Raw genomic sequence first — 21586 nt, 5'->3', positions numbered from 1 at the left:
TGTCGAATGCGAGGCAGTTTCCGTACACGTTCGGCCACGGAACGTGAAAATGGTCTTCCCGCGTACGAGGAAGCCGATGACGACCTCACCCATCGAGCGTGCCGCCGACTCGTTCGCGGCCGAACTCGCCCGGCACCGCACCGGCCGGGGGCTGTCCAAGAAGCAGTTGGCCACCCTGATGGGCTTCGACCCGTCGTACGTCAGCCACGTCGAGGGGCGCCGGCACCGGCCCACCGAGGACTTCGCCCGCCGCGCCGAGGCCGTGCTGGAGGCCAGCGGCGCGATCTGGCAGCGCTTCCGGGAGTACGACGAACTGCGGCACGGCCGCTCCGGCGGGACGCACCGGGACCCGCCCGTGCCCGGCCAGTGGCTGCCGCCCGGCACCGGGCTGGTCGTCGAACGCGAGACGGCCACCCTCACCCACATCGACGACGACTACCACTGCGCGATCCGGCGCGAGCTGTACAACGCCGGCACCGAGCCGGTCACCCGCTACCTGGTCCGGGTCGCCGTCGACCGCTACCCCAACGACCCCGGCCGCTCCAACCGGCACCACCGCGAGCACCCGCTCACCTTCGCCGAGCTGCAACTGGCGGCCTACCGGGACGACGGGGGCTCGCGGGAGCCGATGCACTGGCGGGCCAAGCACGACCGCGACGCGTTCAAGGAGATCTGGCTGCTCTTCGAGAACGACGAGGGGCGGTTCCCGCTCTACCCCGGCGACCGGGCCACCATCGAGTACGCCTACCGCGTCGGGCGGGACAAGTGGGGCCCCTGGTTCCAGCGCGCCGTACGCCTGCCCACCCGGCACCTCGCCGTCCGGCTCGACCTCCCCGCCGACCTGGACCCCAAGGTGTGGGGCGCGGAGACCTCCCTCTCCGCGGAGGAGGGGCCGCTGCGTACCCCGATCCAACGCAGCGACGACGGCGGCCGGGCGATCTTCGACTGGGCGACCGACGACCCCCCGCTGAACGCCCGCTACCGAATGCAGTGGCGCTTCCGCAGCCAGCCCCCGGACGTCGAACCCGAAGGGCCCGCCCCCGGCGCCCGGGTCCGGGCCAGCGACCGGATGCGCGCGGTCGGCATCCTCCAGCGCGGCGACGACCTGCTCCGGCAGCCCGCCCGCCAGTTCGACCTGCCACGCGAGGAACAACTCGCCCGGGACGTGGTCGACCGGCTCGCCGGCCTGCTGGTCCGCCTCGACGAACTGCACCCGTTCAGCAAGGGCGTCGGCATCGCCGCGCCGCAACTCGGGCTCGGCTGGGCCGCCGCCCTGGTCCGCCCCGCCGACCGGGTGGCCGAACCCGTCGTCCTGCTCAACCCGCGGGTGGTCGACAGCGCCTCCGACACCGACGAGCAGTACGAGGGCTGCCTCTCCTTCTTCGACCACCGCGGGCTGGTGCCCCGGCCGCTGCGGATCGACGTCGAACACGCCCTGTGGGACGGCAGCCGGGTCATCACGTCCTTCGAGTACGCGATGGCGCGGCTGGTCGCCCACGAGATCGACCACCTGGAGGGCCGCCTCTACGTCGACCGGATGGCCCCCGGCGTGCCGCTGGTGCCCGTCGAGGAGTACCGGGAGACCGGCACCCCCTGGCGCTACTGACGCCGGAACTCCGGTACGCGGGCCGGTTGCCGGCCCGGCCCGCGCACCGGCGAACGGGGGGCCGGGTCGCGTGCCCCAGGGGGCAGGGGCACGCGACCCGGCTCGGGGGGAGCAAGGTCTACAGGTTGCCGAAGGTGTCGTAGCGGATGTTGTCCGGCGGCACGTCGTCGGCGGCCAGCGCGCGCAGCGTCGCCCGGACCATCGCCGCCGAACCGGAGACGTAGCAGTCGTGCGTGGTCCACGGGCCGTACCGGGTGACCACCTCGGAGATGTCGCCGAGTTCGCCGTCGAAGTCCGGGTCCTCGCTGCACGCCGGCGTCACCGACAGCCACGGGTGGGCGGCCACCAGCTTCTCCAGGCCGGGCAGCCCGTAGAGCTCCTCCGGCCGGCGGGCACCGTAGAAGACGTGCACCCAGCGGGTCCGGTTGACCCGGGTCAACTCCTCCACCAGCGCCTTGATCGGGGCCAGCCCCACCCCGCCCGCCACGCAGAGGATGTCGCGGGTGGAGGCGCGGTCCAGGGTCATCGAGCCCATGGGCGCGGCCACCCGCAGCAGGTCGCCCGGCCCGGTCCGGCGGACCAGCGCCCCGGACACCCAGCCCGCCGCCCCGGCCGGCGTCCGCACGTGGAACTCCAGCACGTTCTCCTCGTTCGGGGCGTTCGCCACCGAGTACGTCCGCCACACCCGCGGGTGGTGCCGGGGCGCCTCGACGCTCACGTACTGGCCCGCCTGCCAGGTCATCGGATGCTGGAGGGCGCGCACGGTCAGCACGGCGGTGTCCGGGCCGTGCCGCTCGTGGGTGAGCACCTCGGCGTGCCAGAACGGCGGGTTGTCGTCCGCCGCCGCGCCGGCCAGCATCCGCGCGCTGATGCTGGCGTACGCCTCCCGCCACGCCTGGTCGTACTCCAGGTTCCAGCCGTCCCCGGCGGTGCTGCGCAGCGCGTCCAGCAGAGCGACGCCCATGGTCTCGTAGTGGCTCGCCTCGACGTGGAACTTCCGGTGGTCCCGGCCCAGCGCACGCAGGTACTCGTCGAAGCTCTCCGGGTCGTCCACCGTCTGGGTGGCGGTGACGATCGCCTCCAGGATCCGGTCGCCCTGCCCGGTCATCTGCACCGGGAAGAGGCCGCGCAGCGCCGGGTCGAGGAGGAACAGCCGTGCGTAGAAGTGACCGCTGAGCCGCTCCCGGTCCTCCTCGACCAGGGTCCAGCTCTCCTTCAGCAGCCGCGCGAAGTTCTCCACGAGGGGCACGCTCCTTCTCCTGACGGGCGGATCGGCCCCCATAGAATCTCCACGGAGCGTGCACAGCGGTCGCACACAATGTGCGATCGGCTCACCTGGCCGCCGGGACGTGCCGACCGGCCCCGGAGTGCGGCACAGTGGTCCGGTGACGGTTGACGAGCTGACCCGCCCGGTCTCCCGCCGGACCCTGGGCACCGAGACGCTGCTCGTGCTCGGCCTCTCCCTCGGCCAGTCGGCCGTGTACGCCCTGGTCTCGCTGGTCGCCAAGCTGACCGCCACGGGCGGGTTGTCCAAGCAGACGGCCTCGCTGAACAACTCCGTGTCGGCCCGGCCCTACCTCGACCTCACGTACCAGCTGCTCGGGATCCTCTTCGCGCTGCTGCCGGTGCTGCTCGCCGTACACCTGCTGGCGCGCGACCCCGGCGACCCGGCGCGGACGCTCGGCGCCGACCTCACCCGGCCCGGGTCGGACCTGGCCCGGGGCGCGGGCCTGGCGGCGCTCATCGGCCTGCCCGGGCTGGCCCTGTTCTGGGCCGCGGCCCAGCTCGGCATCAACGCCACCCTGGTCCCGGCCGCCCTGCCGCACCTCTGGTGGGCGGTGCCGGTGCTGATCCTGGCCGCCGTCCAGAACGCCGTGCTCGAGGAGGTGATCGTGGTCGGCTACCTGTTCACCCGGCTGCGGCAACTCCAATGGCGGGTCGGCGCGGTGCTCGCGGCGAGCGCCCTGCTGCGCGGCTCCTACCACCTCTACCAGGGCTTCGGCGCCTTCCTCGGCAACGCCGTGATGGGCGTGATCTTCGGGCTGTTCTACCTGCGCACCCGGCGGGTGGGACCGCTCATCGTCGCGCACACCCTGCTCGACGTGGTCGCGTTCGTCGGCTACGCCCTCCTGCCGAAGTCCTGGTTCGGCTGGCTCTGACCCCGCGTCGGGCGGTAGAGGGTGATCGCGCGGGCGGCCAGGCGCTGGGCGGAGGCCGTGTCGCCGGTCGCCGCGGCCAGCGCCGCCGCCCCGGGAAGCAGCCGCGCCGCCAGCCGCAGGCCCAACCAGCCGACGGCCTGCGCCGCCAGCGGGGTGGCCAGCCGCCAGGCCGCCTCGGCCGCCCGCGACCAGGACCCCTCCGCCGGAGCCCCGGCCGAACGGGCCGCGTCCAGCGCGGCCCGGGCCGTGCCCCCGTCCGGGTGCACCTGGGTCAGCACCAGCAGCTCGGCCACCCGGTCCGGGTGCGCCGGATCCCGGCCGTAGACGGCGGCCAGGTGCAACACCAGGTTGGCCTGGGTCCAGAGCACCGCCGAAAGCTCCGCCACCGGCGCGAACAGCCCGGCGCCCGCCGCGAGCGCGCCGCCCGTACCGGCCAGCCGGACGAACCGCCGCGTCACCAACCGGGCCAGCCCGTCGGCGTCCGCGTCCGGATAGGCGTCGCGGGTCCGCTGCACCCAGTCGGCGGCGCGCGGGCCGAGGGCGTCCACCGCGGCGAGAGCCAGCAGCTCCGGCGCGAAGCCCGGATGATCGAGTACGCGCACGGCGGCCGCCCGCCAGCCCGGCTCGGCGCCACGGCCCGCCGCCTCGGGCTCGGTCGGGGCCTCTGCGGCGGTCGGTCCTGCCGGAAGCCCTGCGGCAGTGGGCTCCGGCAGGGTCCGCGCGGCGGATGGCCGGCGAGCGGGTGTCCGCTTCGTCGGTGCGGCCTTCTTTGCCGGGGCCCGGGTGCTCTTGCGCGCCCGTCCGGTCGGCGTGTCGGCTTCCGCCACTGCGCTGGCCGGTTCCGTGGACGGGGCTTGGGGGGCGGCTGCTGCTGTCCTGGCCGCCTCGTTCTCCGCGGGAGCTGTGATCTCGGGCGCTGCTATCTCGGGCAGCGCCGGCGCCTCGGGCGCGGTCGTGGACTTCCGTGCTGCCGAGGTGGCCGTCTTCGTCGGTGTGGCCTTCCTCGCGGCCGGCGCCCGGCGCGGTCGCTTCGGGGCCTCCTCGAACACCGGCTCCTCCATCACCGGCTCGTCGGCGGTGGGGATGGCCGGTGGGGGCGGGCCGGCCGGCGTACCCGGATCGGTGCCGGCGGCCGTGACCTCGGCGGACGGGCGCGGGCGTGGGGCCGCCGGCACGTCGGCGGCGGGCGACGTGGCCTGCGTGGGGTCGGGTGGCTGGAAGAGGACGGTCGGCCCGGCCTTGGCCCGCCGGGGGCGCGGCGGTGTGTCGCCCGTCACCTCCGCGCGGGGGGGTTCGGGCTCGGGCGCTGGCGGCGGGGTGAAGGTCGGCTTGGTGGAGCGGCTCCGCCGGGTCTGGGCGGCGGGCTCGCGACGGGGCGGATCGCTCGGCGGCTCCTGCATATCGATGGAGCGTAGACCCGAGCGTGACGTGGCACACGACGAAAACGCAGGGGGCGGACCCTTCCCGGTAGTCGCTTTGCCCCGGGTGGGTACGGACCTGTATCCTCGGGCGCGGTGGTCTCCGGGCCACCAGGGAGACTTCGCCTAGTCTGGTCTATGGCGCCGCACTGCTAATGCGGTTGGGGTCTTAAAGCCCCTCCCGGGTTCGAATCCCGGAGTCTCCGCGCGAAAGCCGGTGTGTAGACTGGCCGAGCAGCAAGCGCCCGTAGCTCAATGGATAGAGCATCTGACTACGGATCAGAAGGTTAGGGGTTCGAGTCCCTTCGGGCGCACAGCAGGTCAAGGGCCGGTTTCCTGTCACGGGAGACCGGCCCTTGATCGTGTTGACCCCACGGCTGACCCCGACGCCTACGCGTCGAAGCGGAACCCGAGCTCCTCGTGCCGGAATCGCGCTCAGCGCTTCGTCTGGTACCTGGTCAGGATCACGCCGCCGGGAAGCGTCCGCGTCTCCACCAGGTTCAGGTTCACCCAGCCGTCGAGCGCACTGAAGAACGGCGTGCCGCCGCCCACGAGGACCGGATGGGTGACGATCTCGTACTCGTCGATCAGCCCGGCCCGCATGGCCGCCCCGGCGAGCGTTGCGCCGCCGACCCTCATCGGCCCGCCGTCCTCGGCCCTGAGCCGGGTGATCTCGGCGATCGCGTCGCCGGTGACCAGGCGAGCGTTCCAGTCGACCTTGTCGATCGTTGAGGAGAACACCACCTTCGGCGTGTCCCGCCAGTTCCGCGCGAACTCGATCTGCGCCGCGGTGGCGCCCGGCTGCTGGTCGCCGGTCGGCCAGTAGGCGCTCATGGTCTCCCACAGCCGGCGCCCGTACAGAAACAGGCTGATCACCCGCTCCTGATCGAGCCACCACTGGAACAGCTCATCGCTCGGCTCGCTCCAGCCGAGGTCGTCGCCGGACGCGGAAATGTAGCCGTCCAGGCTCAGGTTCATGCCGTAGGTCAATTTCCGCATAGCGCCATGCCTTCCCGTCGGTCGGTCTCGGAAGACTAGACCAGTCGAGCGGAGGAAACTGATCGGTGCGCAATCTGTTCAACGGACCGGCTCCTGACCCTCGCCCAAGACTTCCAAGCCGCTCGTCCCGTACACATTGGTTCGTGCCATTGGCGTGCCATCCGGGAAGCGGGGGCGCTTCGGCTCGGGCTCAACGTGTTCGGCGACAACGCGTCCGCGATCTCGCTGTACCGGACGAGCGGCTACGAGGTCACGACCCAGCAGATGGCCAAACGCCTGTAACGGGGAGGGCGGCCGGACGGGCAGGCCGAGGGCCGGCCTCCTGTTCGGGAGACCGGCCCTCGGGTTGGCAGGGTCAGAAGGTGCGGGTCGGGTCCCACTGCCGGTTGGCCTCCTCGGCCGCCCGGCGGCGCTCGACGGCGGCCCGCTTGCTCGCGTCCGCCCCGCGCATCGACGCGCCGACCGCGACGGCGCCGAGCCAGGCCAGGGTGCCCATCACGGCGACGGCCCGGAAGCCGCCGGTGATCCAGCAGGCGAGGATGACGGCGAGGCCGCCGGCGGCGATGCCCCAGCCCCACTGGGTGGGCAGGTGCCGGAGCGCCGAGGCGACCAGCACGGCCAGCGCCAGCGAGGCGATGGGGCTGGGCTCCTGCGGCAGGTCGGCGACCTGCGAGACGAGGATCGCCACGGCGACCACGACCAGGCCGGCGACGGCCGTCCAGGTGCGGTTGATCCGGCGACCCAGCGCGAGCAGGGACACCACCGCGGCCACGGCGGTGTCGAAGACCGCGTAGCTGCCGCCCCAGCTGTCGCTGATCATGTAGGCGGTGAAGGCCATGCCCAGCAGGGCCGCCAGGGCGAAGGCGATGTCGAAGGCGATTCCGGCCCCGCGGGCCGACCGGTCCGAAGTGTCCATGCGACCCACGCTAGGTATTCGCCGAGTCGACCGAACCGGTCAAAAGTACGGTCCGGGGCGCGGTGAACCGTGCTTTGGGCCGATGTTGGGCGGCGGCCGCCTCTCCAGGATGTGGTCATGCCTATTGATGAGTCGTGTCCGTTGCCGCGGGTCGAGGTGCCGCGATGATCTGGATGAGTTGGCGGCAGTTCCGCACCCAGGCCCTCGTCGGCGTCGTCGCGCTGGCGCCGCTGGCGGCCTACCTCCTGTTCACCGGTCTGGACATCCGGCAGTCGTACGACCGCTACCAGGACCGGTGCGCGGTCGCCGACCGGTGCCTGGACGCGATGAGCCAGTTCCAGGACGACTACCGCACCCGGCTGCTCTTCCTCGCCCTGCTGCTGGCGATCATCCCGGCGGTGCTGGGCGTGTTCTGGGGTGCGCCGCTGATCGCCCGGGAGTTGGAGTCGGGCACGCAGCGGCTGGTCTGGAACCAGAGCGTCACCCGGCGCCGCTGGCTGGCGGTCAAGCTGCTGTTCGTCGGCCTGGCCAGCATGGCGGTCGCGGCCCTGGCCAGCCTGTTGCTGACCTGGGCGGCGAGCCCCTACGACAAGGTGTCCGGGGAGCGGTTCGCGGCGCTGGCGTTCGGCGCCCGCAACCTGACACCGATCGCGTACGCGGCGCTGGCCTTCGTGCTGGGCACGGTCATCGGGCTGCTGATGCGCAAGACGGTGCCGGCCATGGCGTTGACCATCCTCGCCTTCACGCTGCTTCAGTTCCTGATGCCGAACATGGTCCGGCCGCACCTCATGGCGCCGGTCACGGTGACGAAGGCGATGACCGTCGATGCGCTCCGCGAGCTGCGGGGAGTGGGCACCGACGCCACGGTGAAGGGCCTGAGCATCCCGAACGCCTGGGTGACCGGCACCAGCAAGCTGCTCACCGCCGGCGGGCAGCCGGTCGACGCCCGGACCATCGACACCTGTCTGACCAGGCCGCAGTCGGGGGGCGCCGCCGACACCGCGGCCTGCCTCGGCGAACGGAACCTGCACGTCACGGTCGACTACCAGCCCAACAGCCGCTACTGGTCGTTCCAGTGGATCGAGTCGGCGCTCTATCTCGCGCTCGCCGGGCTGCTGGCCGGCTTCGGCCTGTGGCGGATCCAGCGCCACGTCAGCTGACCGCCCGTTCGTCACGGCGGCGCCGGGGAACCCGTTTCCCCGGCGCCGCCGCGCGTGCTTCTGCGCCGTCGCGGGCAGGCGGAGGGAAACCAGTCAAAAGTACGGTAGCCAGGAGCGCCGACCCTACTTTGGACCGATGCTGCGGCAGACGGCGATCCGCAGGATTGACGCTATGCCACAGGAGAATTCCTATCCCGCACTCCAGGCCGAGGGTCTGACGAAGCAATACGGCAAGCGGCTGGCGCTGGCCGACTGCAACCTCAACGTCCCCCGCGGACGGGTGGTCGGCCTGGTCGGGCCGAACGGCGCCGGGAAGTCCACGCTGCTGAACCTCGCCTGCGGCCTGATCACGCCGACGGCGGGGACCCTGCGGGTGCTCGGTTCGCCTCCGGCGGCGAACGCGGCGCACCTGGCCAAGGTCGGGTTCGTCGCGCAGGACACCCCGGTCTACGGCACGTTCACCGTGGCTGACCACCTGCGGATGGGCGCGAAGCTAAACCCGTCCTGGGACCAGTCCCTGGCCGACCGGCGGATCGCCCAGGTCGGGCTCAACCTCAAGCAGAAGGCGGGCCGGCTCTCCGGCGGCCAGCGCGCCCAGCTGGCGCTGACCATCGCCGCCGCGAAGCGCCCGGAGCTGCTGATCTTCGACGAGCCGGCCGCCGCGCTGGACCCGCTGGCCCGGGACGGGTTCATGCAGAACCTGATGGAGTTCGTCGCCGAGCTGGGCGCCAGCGCGATCCTCTCCTCGCACCTGCTCAGCGACGTGGAGCGCGTCTGCGACTACCTCATCGTGCTCTGCGCCTCCCGGGTGCAGGTCGCCGGCGAGGTGAAGGACCTGCTGGCCCAGCACCACCGGCTGGTCGCCCCACGCGGCGAGCTGGACCGGCTGCCGGCTGAGGTCGAGGTCATCCGCATGCAGCACACCGACCAGTACAGCCGCGCGGTGGTGCGGGTGGCCGGCGCGCTGCCGCGCACGCCGTGGAGCGTCGAGCCGGTCTCGCTGGAGGAGATGGTCCTCAGCTACATGACGCGGGCGGCGGGCGTCTCCGCCGGCCTGGCGGACGCCATGGCGGGGGAGGCCGTACGGTGATCTGGACGACCTGGCGGCAGTTCCGCGGGCAGGCCCTGGTCGGCGTCATCGGCCTGGCCCTGATCGCCGCGTACTTCCTCTATCTCGGGTTCGACATCCGGGAGTCCTACGACAACTACCGGGCGCAGTGCGCCAGCCTGGCCGACTGCGGCCCGCAGCTGAGCCAGTTCAGCGCCGACTACGAGAACACCCTGCTCTACCTGGCCGCGCTGCTCGGGCTCATCCCGGGTCTGCTCGGCATGTTCTGGGGCGCGCCCCTGGTGGCCCGGGAGCTGGAGGCCGGCACCCAGCGGCTGGTCTGGAGCCAGAGCGTGACCCGCCGGCACTGGCTGGCGGTCAAGCTGGCCCTGGTGGGGCTGGCCAGCATGGTGGTGGCGGGTGCGGCCAGCCTGTTGCTGACCTGGGCGGCCAGCCCGGTGGACCAGGTGGCCGACAACCGGTTCAGCACGATCCTGTTCGGCGCCCGGAACATCGCGCCGATCGCGTACGCGGCGTTCGCCTTCGTGCTCGGGACGCTCATCGGGCTGCTGGTGCGCCGGACCGTGCCGGCCATGGCGCTGACCATCCTGGCCTTCGTGGTCTTCCAGTTCCTGGTGCCCAACGTGATCCGGCCGCACTTCCTGCCGGCGGAGCACCTCACCATGCCGATGACCGTCCAGGCCATCAACCAGGCCCGCAGCCTGGGCAGCATCACGGGCGCGCCGGTGGTCAAGGGCCTGACCGTGCCGGACGCCTGGGTCACCGACGTCAGCGAGCTGCTCACGAAGACGGGCGAGCCGCTGGACGAGGGGATCTTCAACGAGTGCTTCACCAACGCCCCGGAGACCGGCACGGCCGAGGGCCCGTACGGGGACACCGCCGTCTGCCTGGCGAAGCACGACGTGCACGTGGAGATCGCGTACCAGCCGACCAGCCGGTACTGGTCGTTCCAGTGGCTGGAGTCGGCGTTCTACCTGGTGCTGGCCGGGCTGCTGGCCGGCTTCGGGTTCTGGCGGCTCCAGCGCCGACCGAGCTGAGCCCCGGCGCGTGTCGTCCGGCCGGCGGTCCCGGTGACCGCCGGCCGGACGCTTTTCCAGCAACGGAGAAGAAGATCCGGTACGTCCCGCCTGGATAGCTTGAGTGCGACGCAGCCGACGGGCAACGGGAGGCCGAGCCATGGAAAACCCACCGCAGCAGTTCGCACCTCCCGTGTCGGTGACCGTGCTGGAGAAGCTGCTCGGCCGGCTGACCTCGGTCTGCATCCAGGTCGCCACGGCCGGCCTCGACCTGCCGGACCGGCTCCGGAACGGTCCGAAGTCGATCGACGAGCTGGCCGCCGAGGTGGGCGGGGACCGGGACGTGCTGCTGCTCTTCATGCGGGCGCTGACCAGTGAGTCGATCTTCCAGGAGGTCGAGCCGGGGGTGTTCGCGCACACCGAGGAGTCCCGCTGCCTGATCAGCGACGCGCCGAACTCGCTGCACGGCATCGCCGAGATGCTCGGGGCCGAGTGGGCGTGGAAGGTGTGGGAGCCGGCCGAGGTGCTGCACACCATCCGCACCGGCCAGCCCGCCTTCGAGCACGTCTTCGGCCGGGACATCTGGGACTACATGACGGCCAACCGCGACCAGTACGCGGTGTTCAGCCGGGCCCAGACCATCTTCTCCGGGCCGAAGGACGACGCGATCGTCGACGCGTACGACTTCGAGGGCGTCAAGACCATCGTCGACCTCGGCGGCGGTGAGGGTACCTTCCTGGAGAAGATCCTGCTCAAGCACCCGGGGATCGAGGGCGTCCTGTTCGACCTGCCGCCCGTGGTGGAGCGGGCCCGGGCGCGGGTCGCCGGCAGCGCCGTCGCCGACCGCTACACCTGCGTCGGCGGCAGCTTCTTCGACCGGGTGCCGCCGGGCGCCGACGCGTACGTGCTCAAGCAGGTGCTGCACGACTGGAGCGACGACGAGTCGGTGGAGATCCTGCGCAAGGTCCGCGAGGTGCTGCCGCCGTCGGGCCGGATCCTGGTGGCCGCGCACCTGGTGCCCGCGCCGCCGCGCCGCCCGCTGAAGTACCTGATGGCCGGCATGTGGGTGCGGCTCAACACGCCGGGCGGCTACGAGCGGACCGAGCAGGAGTTCCGCGACGTGTTCGACCGGGCCGGCCTGGAGCTGGTCCGGATCCTGCCCACCGCCTCCACGCACAGCATCCTGGAGACCCGCCGCGCCGAGGACTGACCGGCCGAGCCGAGGGAGGTGGCGCGTGAAGGCGGCACCCTTCGACCACCACGCCCCGACCAGCCTCGCCGAGGCGCACGACCTCCTCGCCCGGCACGGCCCGGACGCCACGCTGATCGCCGGCGGGCAGAGCCTCGTGCCGCTCATGGCGCTGCGGCTGGCCCGGCCCCGGGTGCTGGTCGACCTCAACGGGGTGGCCGGGCTGGCCGGGATCCGCGACGAGCCCGGCTCGGTGACCGTCGGCGCGCTCACCCGGCAGCGGGCCGTCGAGCGGTCCCCGGTGATCGCGGCCCGGCTGCCGCTGCTCGCCGAGGCGGTCGGCCGGATCGGTCACCCGCAGGTGCGCAACCGCGGCACCGTGGGCGGCAGCCTGGCGCTCGGGCATCCGGCCGCCGAACTGCCCGCCGCCGCGCTCGCCCTGGACGCCACCCTGGTCCTCGCCGGCATCGGGGGCGTGGAGCGCGAGGTCGCGGCCGGGGACTTCCACACCGCGACGGGCGGCACGGTGCTGCGGGCGGCCGAGGTGCTGACCCGGGTCCGGTTTCCCGTGCCGCCGGCCGGCGCCGGCCACGGCTTCCACGAGCTGGGCCGCCGTGCGCGGGACTTCGCGCTGGCCGGCGCCGCCGTGGTGCTCGGCCGGGGCGGTGACGGCGGGTGCGCGTACGCCCGGGTGGCGGTGCTGGGCGGCGGCCCGGCGCCGCGCCGCCTGCCCGGCGTGGAGCGGGCGCTGCGCGGCGGGCCCCTCGACGCCGAGGCGATCACGGAGGCTGCGGCCGGCGTCGCCGCCGAGGTCGAGCCGGCCGGCGACGTCCAGGCCGACGCCGGGTACCGCCGCGAGGTGCTGGTGACCCTGGTCCGGCGGGCGCTGTCCGAGGCGGCGCGCCGGGCCCGACCGACACACTGACCTGGGGAGCGACGCATGGAGTCCGTCGAGCTGCTGGTGAACGGGGTACGCCGGGAGGGGCGGGTCGAGCCGCGCCGGACGCTTGCCGACTTCCTCCGCGAGGATCTCGGGCTGACCGGTACGCACGTCGGCTGCGAGCAGGGCGCCTGCGGCGCGTGCACGGTGCTGCTCGACGGCGAGCCGGTCTACGCCTGCCTGCTCTTCGCCGTGCAGGCCCGGGGCCACGAGATCACCACGGTCGAGGGGCTGGCCGCCCCGGGCGAGCTGGATCCGGTGCAGGACGCCTTCCGCCGGTGCCACGCCCTGCAGTGCGGCTTCTGCACCCCGGGCATGCTGCTGGCCGCGCACGGGCTGCTCGCCGACGACCCGCACCCGGACGACGCGGGCATCCGGTCCGCGCTCGCCGGCAACATCTGCCGCTGCACCGGCTACCAGAGCATCGTGGACGCGGTCCGGCTCGCCGCGGCGGAGCGGCGCCGGTCGGCCGCGTCGGACGGAGCGGCCCGATGAGCGGCGGACCCGAGGAGGGCCGGATCGGCAGCCCGGCCCGGCGGATCGAGGACCCGCGCCTGCTCACCGGCCGGGGCCGGTACGTGGCCGACCTGACCGCCCCGCACCTGGCCCACGCGGCGTTCCTCCGCAGCACCGTCCCGCACGCCCGGATCACCGTGGACGCCTCGGCGGCCCGGACCGCCCCCGGGGTGGTCGCCGTGTTCACGGCGGCGGACCTCGCCGGGACGCTCGGCCCGGTCAGCTTCGACGCCTCGATCCCCGGGATGACCCAGCTCGTGCACACCGCGCTCGCCGACGACCGGGTCCGGCTGGTCGGCGACCCGGTGGCCATGGTGGTGGCGGAGAGCCGCTACCTGGCCGAGGACGCGCTGGAGCTGATCGAGGTCCGGTACGACGAGCTGCCCCCGGTGCCGGACGTGGCGACCGCCCTCGATCCGGCCGCCCCGGCCCTGTACGACGTGGCGCCCGGCAACGTGCCGTACCACGACAGCGCACGGTACGGCGACGTCGACGGCGCCTTCCGCCGGGCGGACCGGGTGATCGGCCGGACCCTGCGGCAGCACCGGTACATGGCCGCCCCGCTGGAGACCCGGGGCGGGCTGGCCGCGTACGAGCCGGCCGGCGGCGAGCTGACGTACCACGCCAGCGCCCACGCGCCGCACCTCATGCGGATGGTGCTCGCCGCGCACCTGCGGCTGCCGCCGCACCGGGTCCGGGTGGTGGTGCCCGACATCGGTGGCTCGTTCGGGTCGAAGTGGGGCATCACCCGGGAGGACCTGCTGGTGTGCGCGGCGGCCGTGCGGACGGGCCGGCCGGTGCGGTGGATCGAGGACCGCCGGGAGAACCTGCTGGTCGGCGGGCACGCCCGGGACGAGTCGCTGCACCTGGAGGCGGCGGTACGGGCGGACGGCACCCTGCTCGGGCTGCGGGCGAGGCTGGTCATGGACATCGGGGCGTACTCGGTCATCCCCATGAACCCGGCGTTCTTCACTCTGGCGCTGCGGCTGCTGATCCCCGGCCCCTACCGGGTCCCCGCGTACGACTTCGAGGTCAGCACGGTCTGCACGAACAAGGGGCCGTACGTGGCGTACCGGGGGCCCTGGGCGGTGGAGACCTGGGCCCGGGAGGTGCTGCTCGACATCATCGCCGGTGAGCTGGGGCTGGCCCCGGAGGAGATCCGGCGGCGCAACCTCGTCACGCCGGCCGAGCAGCCGTACCGGACGGCGGCCGGGTGGCGGCTGGACGGTACGCGGGCGCCGGCCACCCTGGACCGGGCGCTGGAGCTGGCCGACCTGCCCCGGTTCCGCGCCGAGCAGCGGCGCGCCCGGGAGCGCGGCGAGGTGCTCGGCTTCGGGCTGGCCACCTTCATCGAGCCGTCGCCGGGCGGGCCCGAGTTCCTCGCCATGTCCGGCGGCGGCAAGGAGACCGCCCGGGTCCGCGTCGAACCGACCGGCGAGGTCTCCCTCTTCACCTCGCAGGTCCCGCACGGGCAGGGGCACGAGACCACGCTCGCGCAGGTGGTGGCGGCCGAGTTCGGGCTGCCGTACACCGCCGTGCGGGTGGTGCACGGGGACACCGACGCCACCCCGTTCAGCATGGTGGGCACCGGCGGGAGCCGGTCCGCCACCTTCGGCAGCGGCGCGGCGGCCCGGGCCGCCCGGGCCGTACGCGATCAGGTGCTCCGCCTGGCCAGCGGGATGCTGGGCGCCCCGCCGGAGGAGCTGGAGCTGGGCGGCGGCCGGGTCTTCGTGCGGGAGCGGCCGGCGACCGGGCTGACCATGGTGCAGCTCGCCGGCATGGTCTCCCTGGCCCCGGCCTACCTGCCCCCGGACACGCCGACCGAGCTGGCGGCCACCGCCACCCACGACGGGGCGGACGGCGGGTTCGCCCAGGCCACCCACTGCTGCTGGCTACGGGTGGACCCGGGCACCGGCCAGATCGAGATCAGCCGGTACCTCGTGGTCGAGGACTGCGGCTCGATGATCAATCCGGCCGTGGTCGAGGGGCAGATCCGCGGCGGCACGGCCCAGGGACTGGGCGGGGTGCTCCACGAGCGGCTGCACTACGACGAGGCGGCGCGGCCGCTGACCGGGACCCTGCGGGACTACCTGCTGCCCACCGCGGCGGACGTGCCGCCGATCGAGATCGTGCACCTCGGCCCGGAGCCCGGGGCCGGTCCGCCGGACCACCGGGGGGTCGGTGAGGGAGGCGCCATCTGCGCGCCGCCGGCCATCACCAACGCGCTCTCCGACGCGTTGGGCATCGAGATCACCCAGCAGTCGGTGACCCCGTCGTTCGTGCTCGCGGCGCTGCGCAAGGCCGGCGCGACACCCGCGGACCTGCTTGACAGGTAGGAAGTTCCCTACCTATCGTCGTCGGCATGAGCATCAAGGGAATCAAGTTGATCACCGTGCCCGTGTCCGACCAGGACGCCGCCAAGCAGTTCTACGTCGAGCAGCTCGGCTTCGAGGTGTCGCAGGACTCCCAGATGGGGCCCATGCGCTGGCTCGAGGTGGCGCCCAAGGGATCGCCGGTCAGCTTCGCGCTGCTGCCGAGCGTGCTGGGTGTGCCCGTGGGCGGCCTCAAGGGCGTCCAGCTCTACACCGACGACCTCGACGGCGACTGCGAGAGCCTGCGCGCCGCCGGCGTCAAGGTGGACGGGCCGAACGCCCGCCCGTGGGGTCGTGACGCGAACTTCTCCGACCAGGACGGCAACGGCTTCGTCCTCATGTCGGCGCACGGCGGCCAGTAGGTCGACGCGCCCCGGCTCGGCCGCCCCGACCTCTCCCCCCGGGGTCGGGGCCCGAGCCGGCACGGCCCGACGGACTCCCGGTCCTCAGTTGAGAGAGTGCCATGTCATTGATGATCGAGGCCGTGGGCCTCAGCAAGTCCTTCGGGAAGGTCGTCGCCCTCAACGGGCTCGACGTGCGCCTGGAGTCCGGCCAGGTCGCCGCGATCCTCGGCCCCAACGGGGCCGGTAAGACCACCTTCCTGCGCATGATCTCCACGCTCACCCGCCCGGACGGCGGCACGCTGCGGGTCTGCGGCATCGACGTGACCGCCGAACCGGCCCGGGTCCGCCAGCTCATCGGCCTCGCCGGGCAGCACGCCACGGTCGAGCCCGCGCTGACCGGGCGGGAGAACCTCCAGATGATCGCCCGGCTGTTCGGCCAGGACCGGCGTACCGCCCGGGCCAGCGCCGAGGAGACGCTGGAGCGGCTGCGCCTCGGCGAGGCCGGCGACCGGCTGGTCCGCACCTACTCCGGCGGCATGCGGCGCCGGCTCGACCTGGGTGCCAGCCTGGTCGGCCGCCCGCAGGTGCTGCTGCTCGACGAGCCCACCACCGGGCTCGACCCGCAGAGCCGGATCGAGCTGTGGGACACCATCCGGGCGCTCACCACCGAGGGCACCGACGTGCTGCTCACCACGCAGTACCTGGAGGAGGCGGACCGGCTCGCCAACACCATCCTGATCATCGACCACGGGCAGGTCATCGCCTCCGGCACGGCCAAGGAGCTGAAGAGCCGGGCCGGCCGCGACATCGTGGAGATCCACGTCCGCGACCGGGAGGATCTCGACCCGGCCGTGCGGGCGCTGACCCGGATCGGCGCCGAGACGCCGGTCGTCGACCACGGCTCGCTGATGGCCTCGGTGGCGGTCGACTCCGGCCCGGAGCGGCTCCGCGAGGCGTTGCAGGAGGTCAGCGAGCTGGGTGTGCACGTCGAGGACGTGGCCCTGCGCCGGCCGACGCTCGACGAGGTGTTCCTGTCGCTGACCGGGTCGACCCCGGCGGGCGAGCCCCGTGGCGCCGAGCCGCGGTCGCCCGAGTCCCCCGCGGGCATCGAGCCCGAGACCGTGTCGAGGAGTTCCCGATGACCGCCGTGGCCGCGCCGCACCCGGCCAACAACGCCCGCCTGCTGCCCAGCGTCGGCGTGCTCACCGGTCGTGCCCTGCGCATCTACCGGCGTACGCCCCAGCTGTTGATCCTGCGCATCGTGCAGTCGGTGGCGTTCCTGCTGATCTTCCGGTACGTGTTCGGCGGCGCGATCGGCACCGGCACGATGCGCTACGTCGACTTCATGGCGCCCGGCCTGCTCACCGTGGGCATCATGTTCGCCACCATCGGCACCGCGCTCGGCGTGGCCGAGGACCACGTCGGCGGCCTCTTCGACCGGCTGCGGTCGCTGCCCATGCCGCGCAGCGCCGTGCTCACCGGCCGGGTCCTCGCCGACCTCGCCATGACCGTCGCGGTGCTCATCCCGACCATCGCCATCGCCTTCGCGGTGGGGATGCGGGTGCACACCGACTGGGGCTCCGCGCTCGGCGCGCTGGGCCTCCTGGTGCTCTTCGGGTTCGCCTTCGTCTGGATCTTCGTGGCGGTCGGGCTGCTGGCCGGCAGCGTCCAGGCGGCGCAGGGCATCTCGTTCATCGTGATGCCGATCAGCTTCGCGTCCAGCGCCTTCGTGCCCACGTCCAGCATGCCGGGCTGGCTCCAGGCGTTCACCGAGCACCAGCCCGTGACGGTGGTGGTCAACGCGGTCCGCACCCTCACCCAGGGCGCCCCCGCGGAGGCGCTGCTCGGCCACAGCACCGGCTACTACGTCACCCGGGCGCTGATCTGGATCATCGCTCTGATCGTGGTCTTCGCGGGCCTGGCCATCGCCCGCTACCGGAGCCGCTGACCGGCCGCTCCCGCGCGATGGTCCGTGCCGTGTCGCCCGTCCCGGGGTGGCTCGGCACGGACCGCCGTCGTGTTTCTCATCCGCTGCCATAGTCTCGTCACCCGGTTGACAGGTAGGAAATTTCCTACCTATCGTCCTGTCCATGACCATCACCCAGATCAGGCTCATCACGGTCTCCGTGTCGGACCAGGACCGGGCGAAGGCGTTCTACGCCGACGTGCTGGGGTTGACGGTCGTGCAGGACCTGACCATGGGGCCGATGCGCTGGTTGCAGGTGGGTCCGGAAAAGGGCGCCACTGGTATCGTTCTGGTGCCGGGTCGCACCGGTTTCGGGCCAGGTGACCTCCAGGGAGTCCAGTTGGAGACCAACGACCTCGACGCCGACTGCGCGCGCCTGCGCGCCGCGGGCGTGGCGGTCGACGGCCCGCACGACCGGCCGTGGGGCCGCGACGCCACCTTCGTCGACCCCGACGGCAACGGCTTCGTCCTCGTCACGCGCGAATCCGGCGGCTGAGCCATGTCCTCCGCCACGGGAGTGGACGTCTTCGCGGCGCTGGCCAGCCCGGTGCGGCGCGACCTCATCCGGCTGCTGCGCGACGGCGGCCCGCAGTCGGTGCAGGATCTGGCCGCCTCGTTCGACATGCGCCGGCCCAGCGTCTCCGAGCACCTCAAGGTGCTCCGCGACGCCGGCCTGGTGACCGAGCGCCGCAGCGGCCGGAAGCGGCTCTACCGGCTGGAGCCGGAGCCGCTCATGGACCTGCGCGACTGGCTCACCCCCTACGAGCGGTTCTGGCGTGAGCGGATGAGCGACTTCGCCGCGCTGGTCGCCGAGGAGTCCGCGACCGAGGGGAAGCCGGTGTGACCGAGCCCGACAAGATCGAAGTCGACCAGTTCCTGCCGTACCCGCCGGCACAGGTGTGGCGGATCCTTGTCGATCCCGATCTGATGGCCCGCTGGCTGATGCCCAACGACTTCAAGCCGGTGGTCGGTCACCAGTTCACCTTCCAGGCCAAGCCCATGCCGGCGCTGCACTTCGCCGGCACCATCCACTGCGAGGTCCTCGCCGTCGAGCCGGAGCGGCTGCTCCAGATCACCTGGGCGGACCGCAGCGGCAGCGGCCTCGACTCGGTGGTCACCTGGCGGCTGGAGCCCGAGGGCCGGGGCACCCGGATGCTGATGGAGCACTCCGGCTTCGACCTCGACAGCCCGTTCCAGGCCGTCGCCCACCGCACCATGGGCAGCGGTTGGCGCTCCTCCGTGGTGCGCTCCATGCTCACCGTGCTGGAGCAGGAGTCCTGACCCTCCGGCGGGCCCCGCCCGCCGGAGCAAGGTGGAGGAAGCCTCCCCCCGTCGCCGACGCATAGCGTGGCCGTACGCCGCTGATCTCGGAAGCGGTGTCCCCGCCCGTATCGCGCCGGAACGGCAGGTGGCCTCGTGAGCAGTGACGATCCGGCCCCCGCGTACCCGTTCACCCGGGACGTCGGCCTGACCATCGACCAGCGGTACCGGCAGCTCCTGCACGAGCGGCCGGTCTCCCGGGTGACCCTCCCGTACGGCGGCGAGGCCTGGCTGGTGCTGGACCACGCGGCGAACCGGACCGTGCTGGCCGACCGCCGGTTCAGCCGGGCGAAGATCCTCGGCGCCGACCTGCCGCGGATGTTCCCGCAGCCGATGACCCAGGTGTCCCTGCTCAGCATGGACCCGCCCGACCACACCCGGATCCGCCGCCTGGTGGCGAAGCCGTTCTCCCAGCGCCGGGTCGAGCAGCTGCGGCCGGAGATCGGCCGGCACGTCGACCTGCTGCTCGACGACGTCGAGCGGGCCGGCGCCCCGGCGGACCTGATGTCGCTGGTGGCCGCCCGGCTGCCGCTGCGGGTGATCTGCCTGATCCTGGGCGTCCCCGAGGAGGACCGGGCGCAGTTCGACGCCTGGTCCGAGACCGCGATGTCGATCTTCACCCGGACGCGGGAGGAGACCGCCGAGGCGCTCGGCCACCTCTCCCGCTACATCGCCGGGCTGGTCGCGCAGCGCCGGGTACGCCCCACCGACGACCTGCTCAGCGAGCTGGTGGCGGCCCGGGACGGCACCGACCGGCTCAGCGAGGACGAGCTGGTCTTCCTCGGGGTGACCCTGCTGGTGGTGGGGCACGAGACCGCGGAGAAGCAGGTCGGCAACCTGGTCTACACGCTGCTGACCCACCCCGACGAGCTGGCCGAGCTGCGCAAGCGCCCGGACGCGGTGCCCGCCGCGGTGGAGGAGCTGCTCCGCTACATCCCGGTGCAGACGGCGCACGGCGTCTTCCCCCGGGTCGCCACCGAGGACGTGCAGCTCGGTGACGTGCTGATCCGGGCCGGGGAGACGGTCTTCCCGTTCTCCTCGGTCGCCAACCACGACCCCCGGGCCTTCGACCACCCGGACGAGCTGGATCTCGACCGGGAGTCGAACCTGCACCTCGCCTTCGGCCACGGCATCCACGCCTGTCTCGGCTCGCAGCTCGCCCGGCTGGAACTCCAGGAGCTGGTCCGGCGGCTGCTCGACCGGTTCCCGGAGCTGGCGCTTGCCGTACCCGAGGCGGAGCTGGCCTGGAGCACGGAGGGATTCGTCCGAGGTCTGCGGGCGCTGCCGGTCACCTGGTGATCCGGCGGGCCAGAAACCGATCCGACCATGGAGGGCCGCAGCATGAGCACCCAGTCCGACGCGACCGGCACGCGCCACGCCACCTTCCCGTTCCCCCAGGACGACCCCTGCCTGCCGCCGCCGCAGTACGCCCGGCTCCGGGCCGACGAGCCGGTCACCCAGGTCGTCCTGCCCACCGGTGACCGGGCCTGGCTGGTCACCCGGCACGCCGACGTGCTCACCGTGCTCGGCGACGAGCGGTTCAGCCGCCGCGCGCTGACCGGCCCGGACGCGCCCAAGCTCGCCCCCGTCCCGCCGCTGCCGTCGCTGTTCTACCTGGACCCGCCGGACCACACCCGGGTCCGCCGGCTGGCCGCCCGGGCCTTCGACCCGACCCGGCTGGCCCGGCTGCGGCCCCGGGTCGACCGGGTCGTCGCCGCCCACCTGGACCGGCTGGCGGCGGCGGACCAGCCGGCCGACCTGCTCGCCACCGTGGCCCGGCCGCTGCCGCTCGCGGTGGTCGCCACGGTGCTCGGCGTGCCGGACGACGAGTACGAGCCGTTCGCCGGCTGGATCCGCACCGCCTTCAGCTTCGGCGCCGTCCCGCCCGACGAGCAGATGGCGGCCATGGGCGGCCTCCAGCAGTACCTGGCCGCGCTCATCGGCAGCCGGCGCAAGGAACCGGCCGAGGACGCGCTGAGCGACCTGGTGGCCCCGACCGGCGACGACCAGCTCGCCGACCACGAACTGGTGGCGCTGGTCTTCGACCTGATCGGGGCGGGCGACCAGCCCGTCACCGCGGAGATCGTGCACCTGGTGCTCAACCTGCTGCGCGACCCCGCCCGGCTGCCGGCCCTGCACGCCGAGCCGGAGCTGGTGCCGAGCGCCGTCGAGGAGCTGCTCCGGCACTCCCAGTCCGCCGGTGGCGGCCTCGGCTCGGTGCGGATCGCCGTGGCCGACGTGGAGCTGTCCGGCGTGACCATCCCGGCCGGCGACCCGGTGATCCCCTCGTTCAACGCCGCCAACTTCGACGAGTCGGTCTTCCCCGACGCGGACCGGATCGACCTGGCGCGGCGGCGCAACCCGCACCTGACCTTCGCCCAGGGCATCCACCACTGCCTCGGCGCCCCGGTCGGCCGGATGGAGTTGACCGCCCTGCTCGGCGGCCTGGCCCGGGACTTCCCGAGCCTGCGGCTGGCGGTGCCCGAGGACCAGCTCCAGTGGCTGCCGGTGCCCGCGTTCCGGACCCCGGGCGCGATCCCCGTCCACTGGTGACCCGCCCGCCCCGACCGACCGGCCACGAGCCCCGTCCCCTCCG

General features: G+C 73.2%; 21 protein-coding genes, 2 tRNA genes and 1 pseudogene. 20 read left to right on the top strand and 4 right to left on the bottom strand.

Going from position 1 to position 21586, the window contains the following annotated elements:
• Window positions 1–76 precede the first annotated feature (76 nt).
• Window positions 77–1606, top strand: a complete 1530-nt coding sequence (locus NLX85_RS30525) for a peptide deformylase (protein ID WP_254341057.1) — start codon at window positions 77–79, stop codon at window positions 1604–1606.
• Between the two features lie 118 nt (window positions 1607–1724).
• Here NLX85_RS30525 and NLX85_RS30520 read toward each other — a convergent pair whose 3' ends face one another.
• The gene (locus tag NLX85_RS30520) at window positions 1725–2846 is read right to left on the bottom strand and encodes a globin domain-containing protein (RefSeq protein ID WP_254341397.1); all 1122 of its coding nucleotides are present in this window, start codon (window positions 2844–2846) and stop codon (window positions 1725–1727) included.
• A 145-nt stretch (window positions 2847–2991) separates the two neighbouring features.
• On the opposite strand from NLX85_RS30520, the gene NLX85_RS30515 reads away from it, so the two are divergent.
• Entirely contained in the window at window positions 2992–3765 is a 774-nt protein-coding gene (locus tag NLX85_RS30515) for a CPBP family intramembrane glutamic endopeptidase (protein WP_254341056.1), read from the top strand.
• Here NLX85_RS30515 and NLX85_RS33325 read toward each other — a convergent pair.
• Window positions 3726–5165 carry a hypothetical protein gene (locus NLX85_RS33325; RefSeq protein WP_305885075.1) on the bottom strand — a complete coding sequence of 480 codons (1440 nt, stop codon included), beginning with the start codon at window positions 5163–5165 and terminating at the stop codon, window positions 3726–3728. The genes NLX85_RS30515 and NLX85_RS33325 overlap by 40 nt on opposite strands.
• Before the next feature lie 133 nt (window positions 5166–5298).
• On the opposite strand from NLX85_RS33325, the gene NLX85_RS30505 reads away from it, so the two are divergent.
• Window positions 5299–5389: transfer RNA gene (locus tag NLX85_RS30505), tRNA-Ser, on the top strand.
• 35 nt (window positions 5390–5424) lie between these two features.
• Window positions 5425–5497 (top strand) — tRNA-Arg (locus NLX85_RS30500).
• A 121-nt stretch (window positions 5498–5618) separates the two neighbouring features.
• Here the strand turns inward: NLX85_RS30500 and NLX85_RS30495 are convergent.
• Window positions 5619–6182: a dihydrofolate reductase family protein gene (locus tag NLX85_RS30495; protein WP_374628660.1), complete on the bottom strand. Its 564-nt coding sequence runs from the start codon at window positions 6180–6182 to the stop codon at window positions 5619–5621.
• Window positions 6183–6344: 162 nt separating this feature from the next.
• Here NLX85_RS30495 and NLX85_RS30490 point away from each other — a divergent pair.
• A pseudogene (locus NLX85_RS30490) lies at window positions 6345–6464 on the top strand (GNAT family N-acetyltransferase); the annotation flags it as partial.
• Between the two features lie 73 nt (window positions 6465–6537).
• On the opposite strand, the gene NLX85_RS30485 reads toward NLX85_RS30490, so the two are convergent.
• Window positions 6538–7098, bottom strand: coding sequence for a hypothetical protein (locus tag NLX85_RS30485; protein WP_254341052.1), 561 nt, complete (start codon window positions 7096–7098; stop codon window positions 6538–6540).
• 164 nt (window positions 7099–7262) lie between these two features.
• Here NLX85_RS30485 and NLX85_RS30480 point away from each other — a divergent pair, with 164 nt between their 5' ends.
• The 15 genes from NLX85_RS30480 (at window position 7263) to NLX85_RS30410 (ending at window position 21543) form a co-directional block, all read left to right on the top strand.
• Complete coding sequence (locus NLX85_RS30480) at window positions 7263–8258, top strand: ABC transporter permease subunit (RefSeq protein WP_254341050.1); 996 nt, start codon at window positions 7263–7265, stop codon at window positions 8256–8258.
• 172 nt (window positions 8259–8430) lie between these two features.
• On the top strand, window positions 8431–9348 hold the full coding sequence (locus tag NLX85_RS30475; protein ID WP_254341048.1) for an ABC transporter ATP-binding protein: 918 nt from the start codon (window positions 8431–8433) through the stop codon (window positions 9346–9348).
• A complete protein-coding gene (locus tag NLX85_RS30470) occupies window positions 9345–10364 on the top strand; it encodes an ABC transporter permease subunit (protein ID WP_254341046.1) in 1020 nt (339 codons plus the stop codon). Before NLX85_RS30475 ends, NLX85_RS30470 begins: the two co-directional genes overlap by 4 nt.
• A 139-nt stretch (window positions 10365–10503) precedes the next feature.
• On the top strand, window positions 10504–11553 hold the full coding sequence (locus NLX85_RS30465) for a methyltransferase (RefSeq protein ID WP_091316658.1): 1050 nt from the start codon (window positions 10504–10506) through the stop codon (window positions 11551–11553).
• Window positions 11554–11578: 25 nt separating this feature from the next.
• Window positions 11579–12457: a xanthine dehydrogenase family protein subunit M gene (locus NLX85_RS33590; protein WP_254341044.1), complete on the top strand. Its 879-nt coding sequence runs from the start codon at window positions 11579–11581 to the stop codon at window positions 12455–12457.
• Between the two features lie 15 nt (window positions 12458–12472).
• Entirely contained in the window at window positions 12473–12967 is a 495-nt protein-coding gene (locus NLX85_RS30455) for a (2Fe-2S)-binding protein (RefSeq protein ID WP_254341042.1), read from the top strand.
• On the top strand, window positions 12964–15324 hold the full coding sequence (locus NLX85_RS30450; RefSeq protein WP_254341040.1) for a xanthine dehydrogenase family protein molybdopterin-binding subunit: 2361 nt from the start codon (window positions 12964–12966) through the stop codon (window positions 15322–15324). The genes NLX85_RS30455 and NLX85_RS30450 overlap by 4 nt, the downstream gene beginning before the upstream one ends.
• 26 nt (window positions 15325–15350) lie before the next feature.
• On the top strand, window positions 15351–15722 hold the full coding sequence (locus tag NLX85_RS30445) for a VOC family protein (RefSeq protein ID WP_254341038.1): 372 nt from the start codon (window positions 15351–15353) through the stop codon (window positions 15720–15722).
• Window positions 15723–15823: 101 nt separating this feature from the next.
• Window positions 15824–16846: an ATP-binding cassette domain-containing protein gene (locus NLX85_RS30440; protein ID WP_254341037.1), complete on the top strand. Its 1023-nt coding sequence runs from the start codon at window positions 15824–15826 to the stop codon at window positions 16844–16846.
• Window positions 16843–17652, top strand: a complete 810-nt coding sequence (locus NLX85_RS30435; protein ID WP_254341035.1) for an ABC transporter permease — start codon at window positions 16843–16845, stop codon at window positions 17650–17652. Before NLX85_RS30440 ends, NLX85_RS30435 begins: the two co-directional genes overlap by 4 nt.
• 142 nt (window positions 17653–17794) lie before the next feature.
• On the top strand, window positions 17795–18166 hold the full coding sequence (locus NLX85_RS30430) for a VOC family protein (protein ID WP_091316676.1): 372 nt from the start codon (window positions 17795–17797) through the stop codon (window positions 18164–18166).
• Window positions 18167–18169: 3 nt separating this feature from the next.
• Entirely contained in the window at window positions 18170–18514 is a 345-nt protein-coding gene (locus NLX85_RS30425) for a helix-turn-helix transcriptional regulator (protein WP_254341033.1), read from the top strand.
• The gene (locus NLX85_RS30420) at window positions 18511–18951 is read left to right on the top strand and encodes an SRPBCC domain-containing protein (protein WP_091316681.1); all 441 of its coding nucleotides are present in this window, start codon (window positions 18511–18513) and stop codon (window positions 18949–18951) included. Before NLX85_RS30425 ends, NLX85_RS30420 begins: the two co-directional genes overlap by 4 nt.
• Window positions 18952–19086: 135 nt before the next feature.
• The gene (locus tag NLX85_RS30415) at window positions 19087–20289 is read left to right on the top strand and encodes a cytochrome P450 (RefSeq protein ID WP_254341031.1); all 1203 of its coding nucleotides are present in this window, start codon (window positions 19087–19089) and stop codon (window positions 20287–20289) included.
• Between the two features lie 42 nt (window positions 20290–20331).
• Window positions 20332–21543 (top strand): cytochrome P450, encoded by a 1212-nt coding sequence (locus tag NLX85_RS30410; RefSeq protein ID WP_254341023.1) that lies wholly within the window; start codon window positions 20332–20334, stop codon window positions 21541–21543.
• Window positions 21544–21586: the final 43 nt, after the last annotated feature.

The sequence above is a fragment of the Micromonospora sp. A3M-1-15 genome, assembly GCF_024213425.1.
Classification (GTDB): Bacteria; Actinomycetota; Actinomycetes; order Mycobacteriales; family Micromonosporaceae; genus Micromonospora; species Micromonospora chersina.
This window is presented reverse-complemented; position numbering and strand designations above follow the sequence as displayed.

Coding starts and splice junctions, on each gene's coding strand:
- NLX85_RS30525 (WP_254341057.1), top strand. CDS start 77: ATGACGACCTCACCCATCGAGCGTGCCGCCGACTCGTTCGCGGCCGAA.
- NLX85_RS33325 (WP_305885075.1), bottom strand. CDS start 5,165: ATGCAGGAGCCGCCGAGCGATCCGCCCCGTCGCGAGCCCGCCGCCCAG.
- NLX85_RS30495 (WP_374628660.1), bottom strand. CDS start 6,182: ATGCGGAAATTGACCTACGGCATGAACCTGAGCCTGGACGGCTACATT.
- NLX85_RS30485 (WP_254341052.1), bottom strand. CDS start 7,098: ATGGACACTTCGGACCGGTCGGCCCGCGGGGCCGGAATCGCCTTCGAC.
- NLX85_RS30480 (WP_254341050.1), top strand. CDS start 7,263: ATGATCTGGATGAGTTGGCGGCAGTTCCGCACCCAGGCCCTCGTCGGC.
- NLX85_RS30475 (WP_254341048.1), top strand. CDS start 8,431: ATGCCACAGGAGAATTCCTATCCCGCACTCCAGGCCGAGGGTCTGACG.
- NLX85_RS30465 (WP_091316658.1), top strand. CDS start 10,504: ATGGAAAACCCACCGCAGCAGTTCGCACCTCCCGTGTCGGTGACCGTG.
- NLX85_RS30455 (WP_254341042.1), top strand. CDS start 12,473: ATGGAGTCCGTCGAGCTGCTGGTGAACGGGGTACGCCGGGAGGGGCGG.
- NLX85_RS30450 (WP_254341040.1), top strand. CDS start 12,964: ATGAGCGGCGGACCCGAGGAGGGCCGGATCGGCAGCCCGGCCCGGCGG.
- NLX85_RS30445 (WP_254341038.1), top strand. CDS start 15,351: ATGAGCATCAAGGGAATCAAGTTGATCACCGTGCCCGTGTCCGACCAG.
- NLX85_RS30440 (WP_254341037.1), top strand. CDS start 15,824: ATGTCATTGATGATCGAGGCCGTGGGCCTCAGCAAGTCCTTCGGGAAG.
- NLX85_RS30435 (WP_254341035.1), top strand. CDS start 16,843: ATGACCGCCGTGGCCGCGCCGCACCCGGCCAACAACGCCCGCCTGCTG.
- NLX85_RS30430 (WP_091316676.1), top strand. CDS start 17,795: ATGACCATCACCCAGATCAGGCTCATCACGGTCTCCGTGTCGGACCAG.
- NLX85_RS30425 (WP_254341033.1), top strand. CDS start 18,170: ATGTCCTCCGCCACGGGAGTGGACGTCTTCGCGGCGCTGGCCAGCCCG.
- NLX85_RS30410 (WP_254341023.1), top strand. CDS start 20,332: ATGAGCACCCAGTCCGACGCGACCGGCACGCGCCACGCCACCTTCCCG.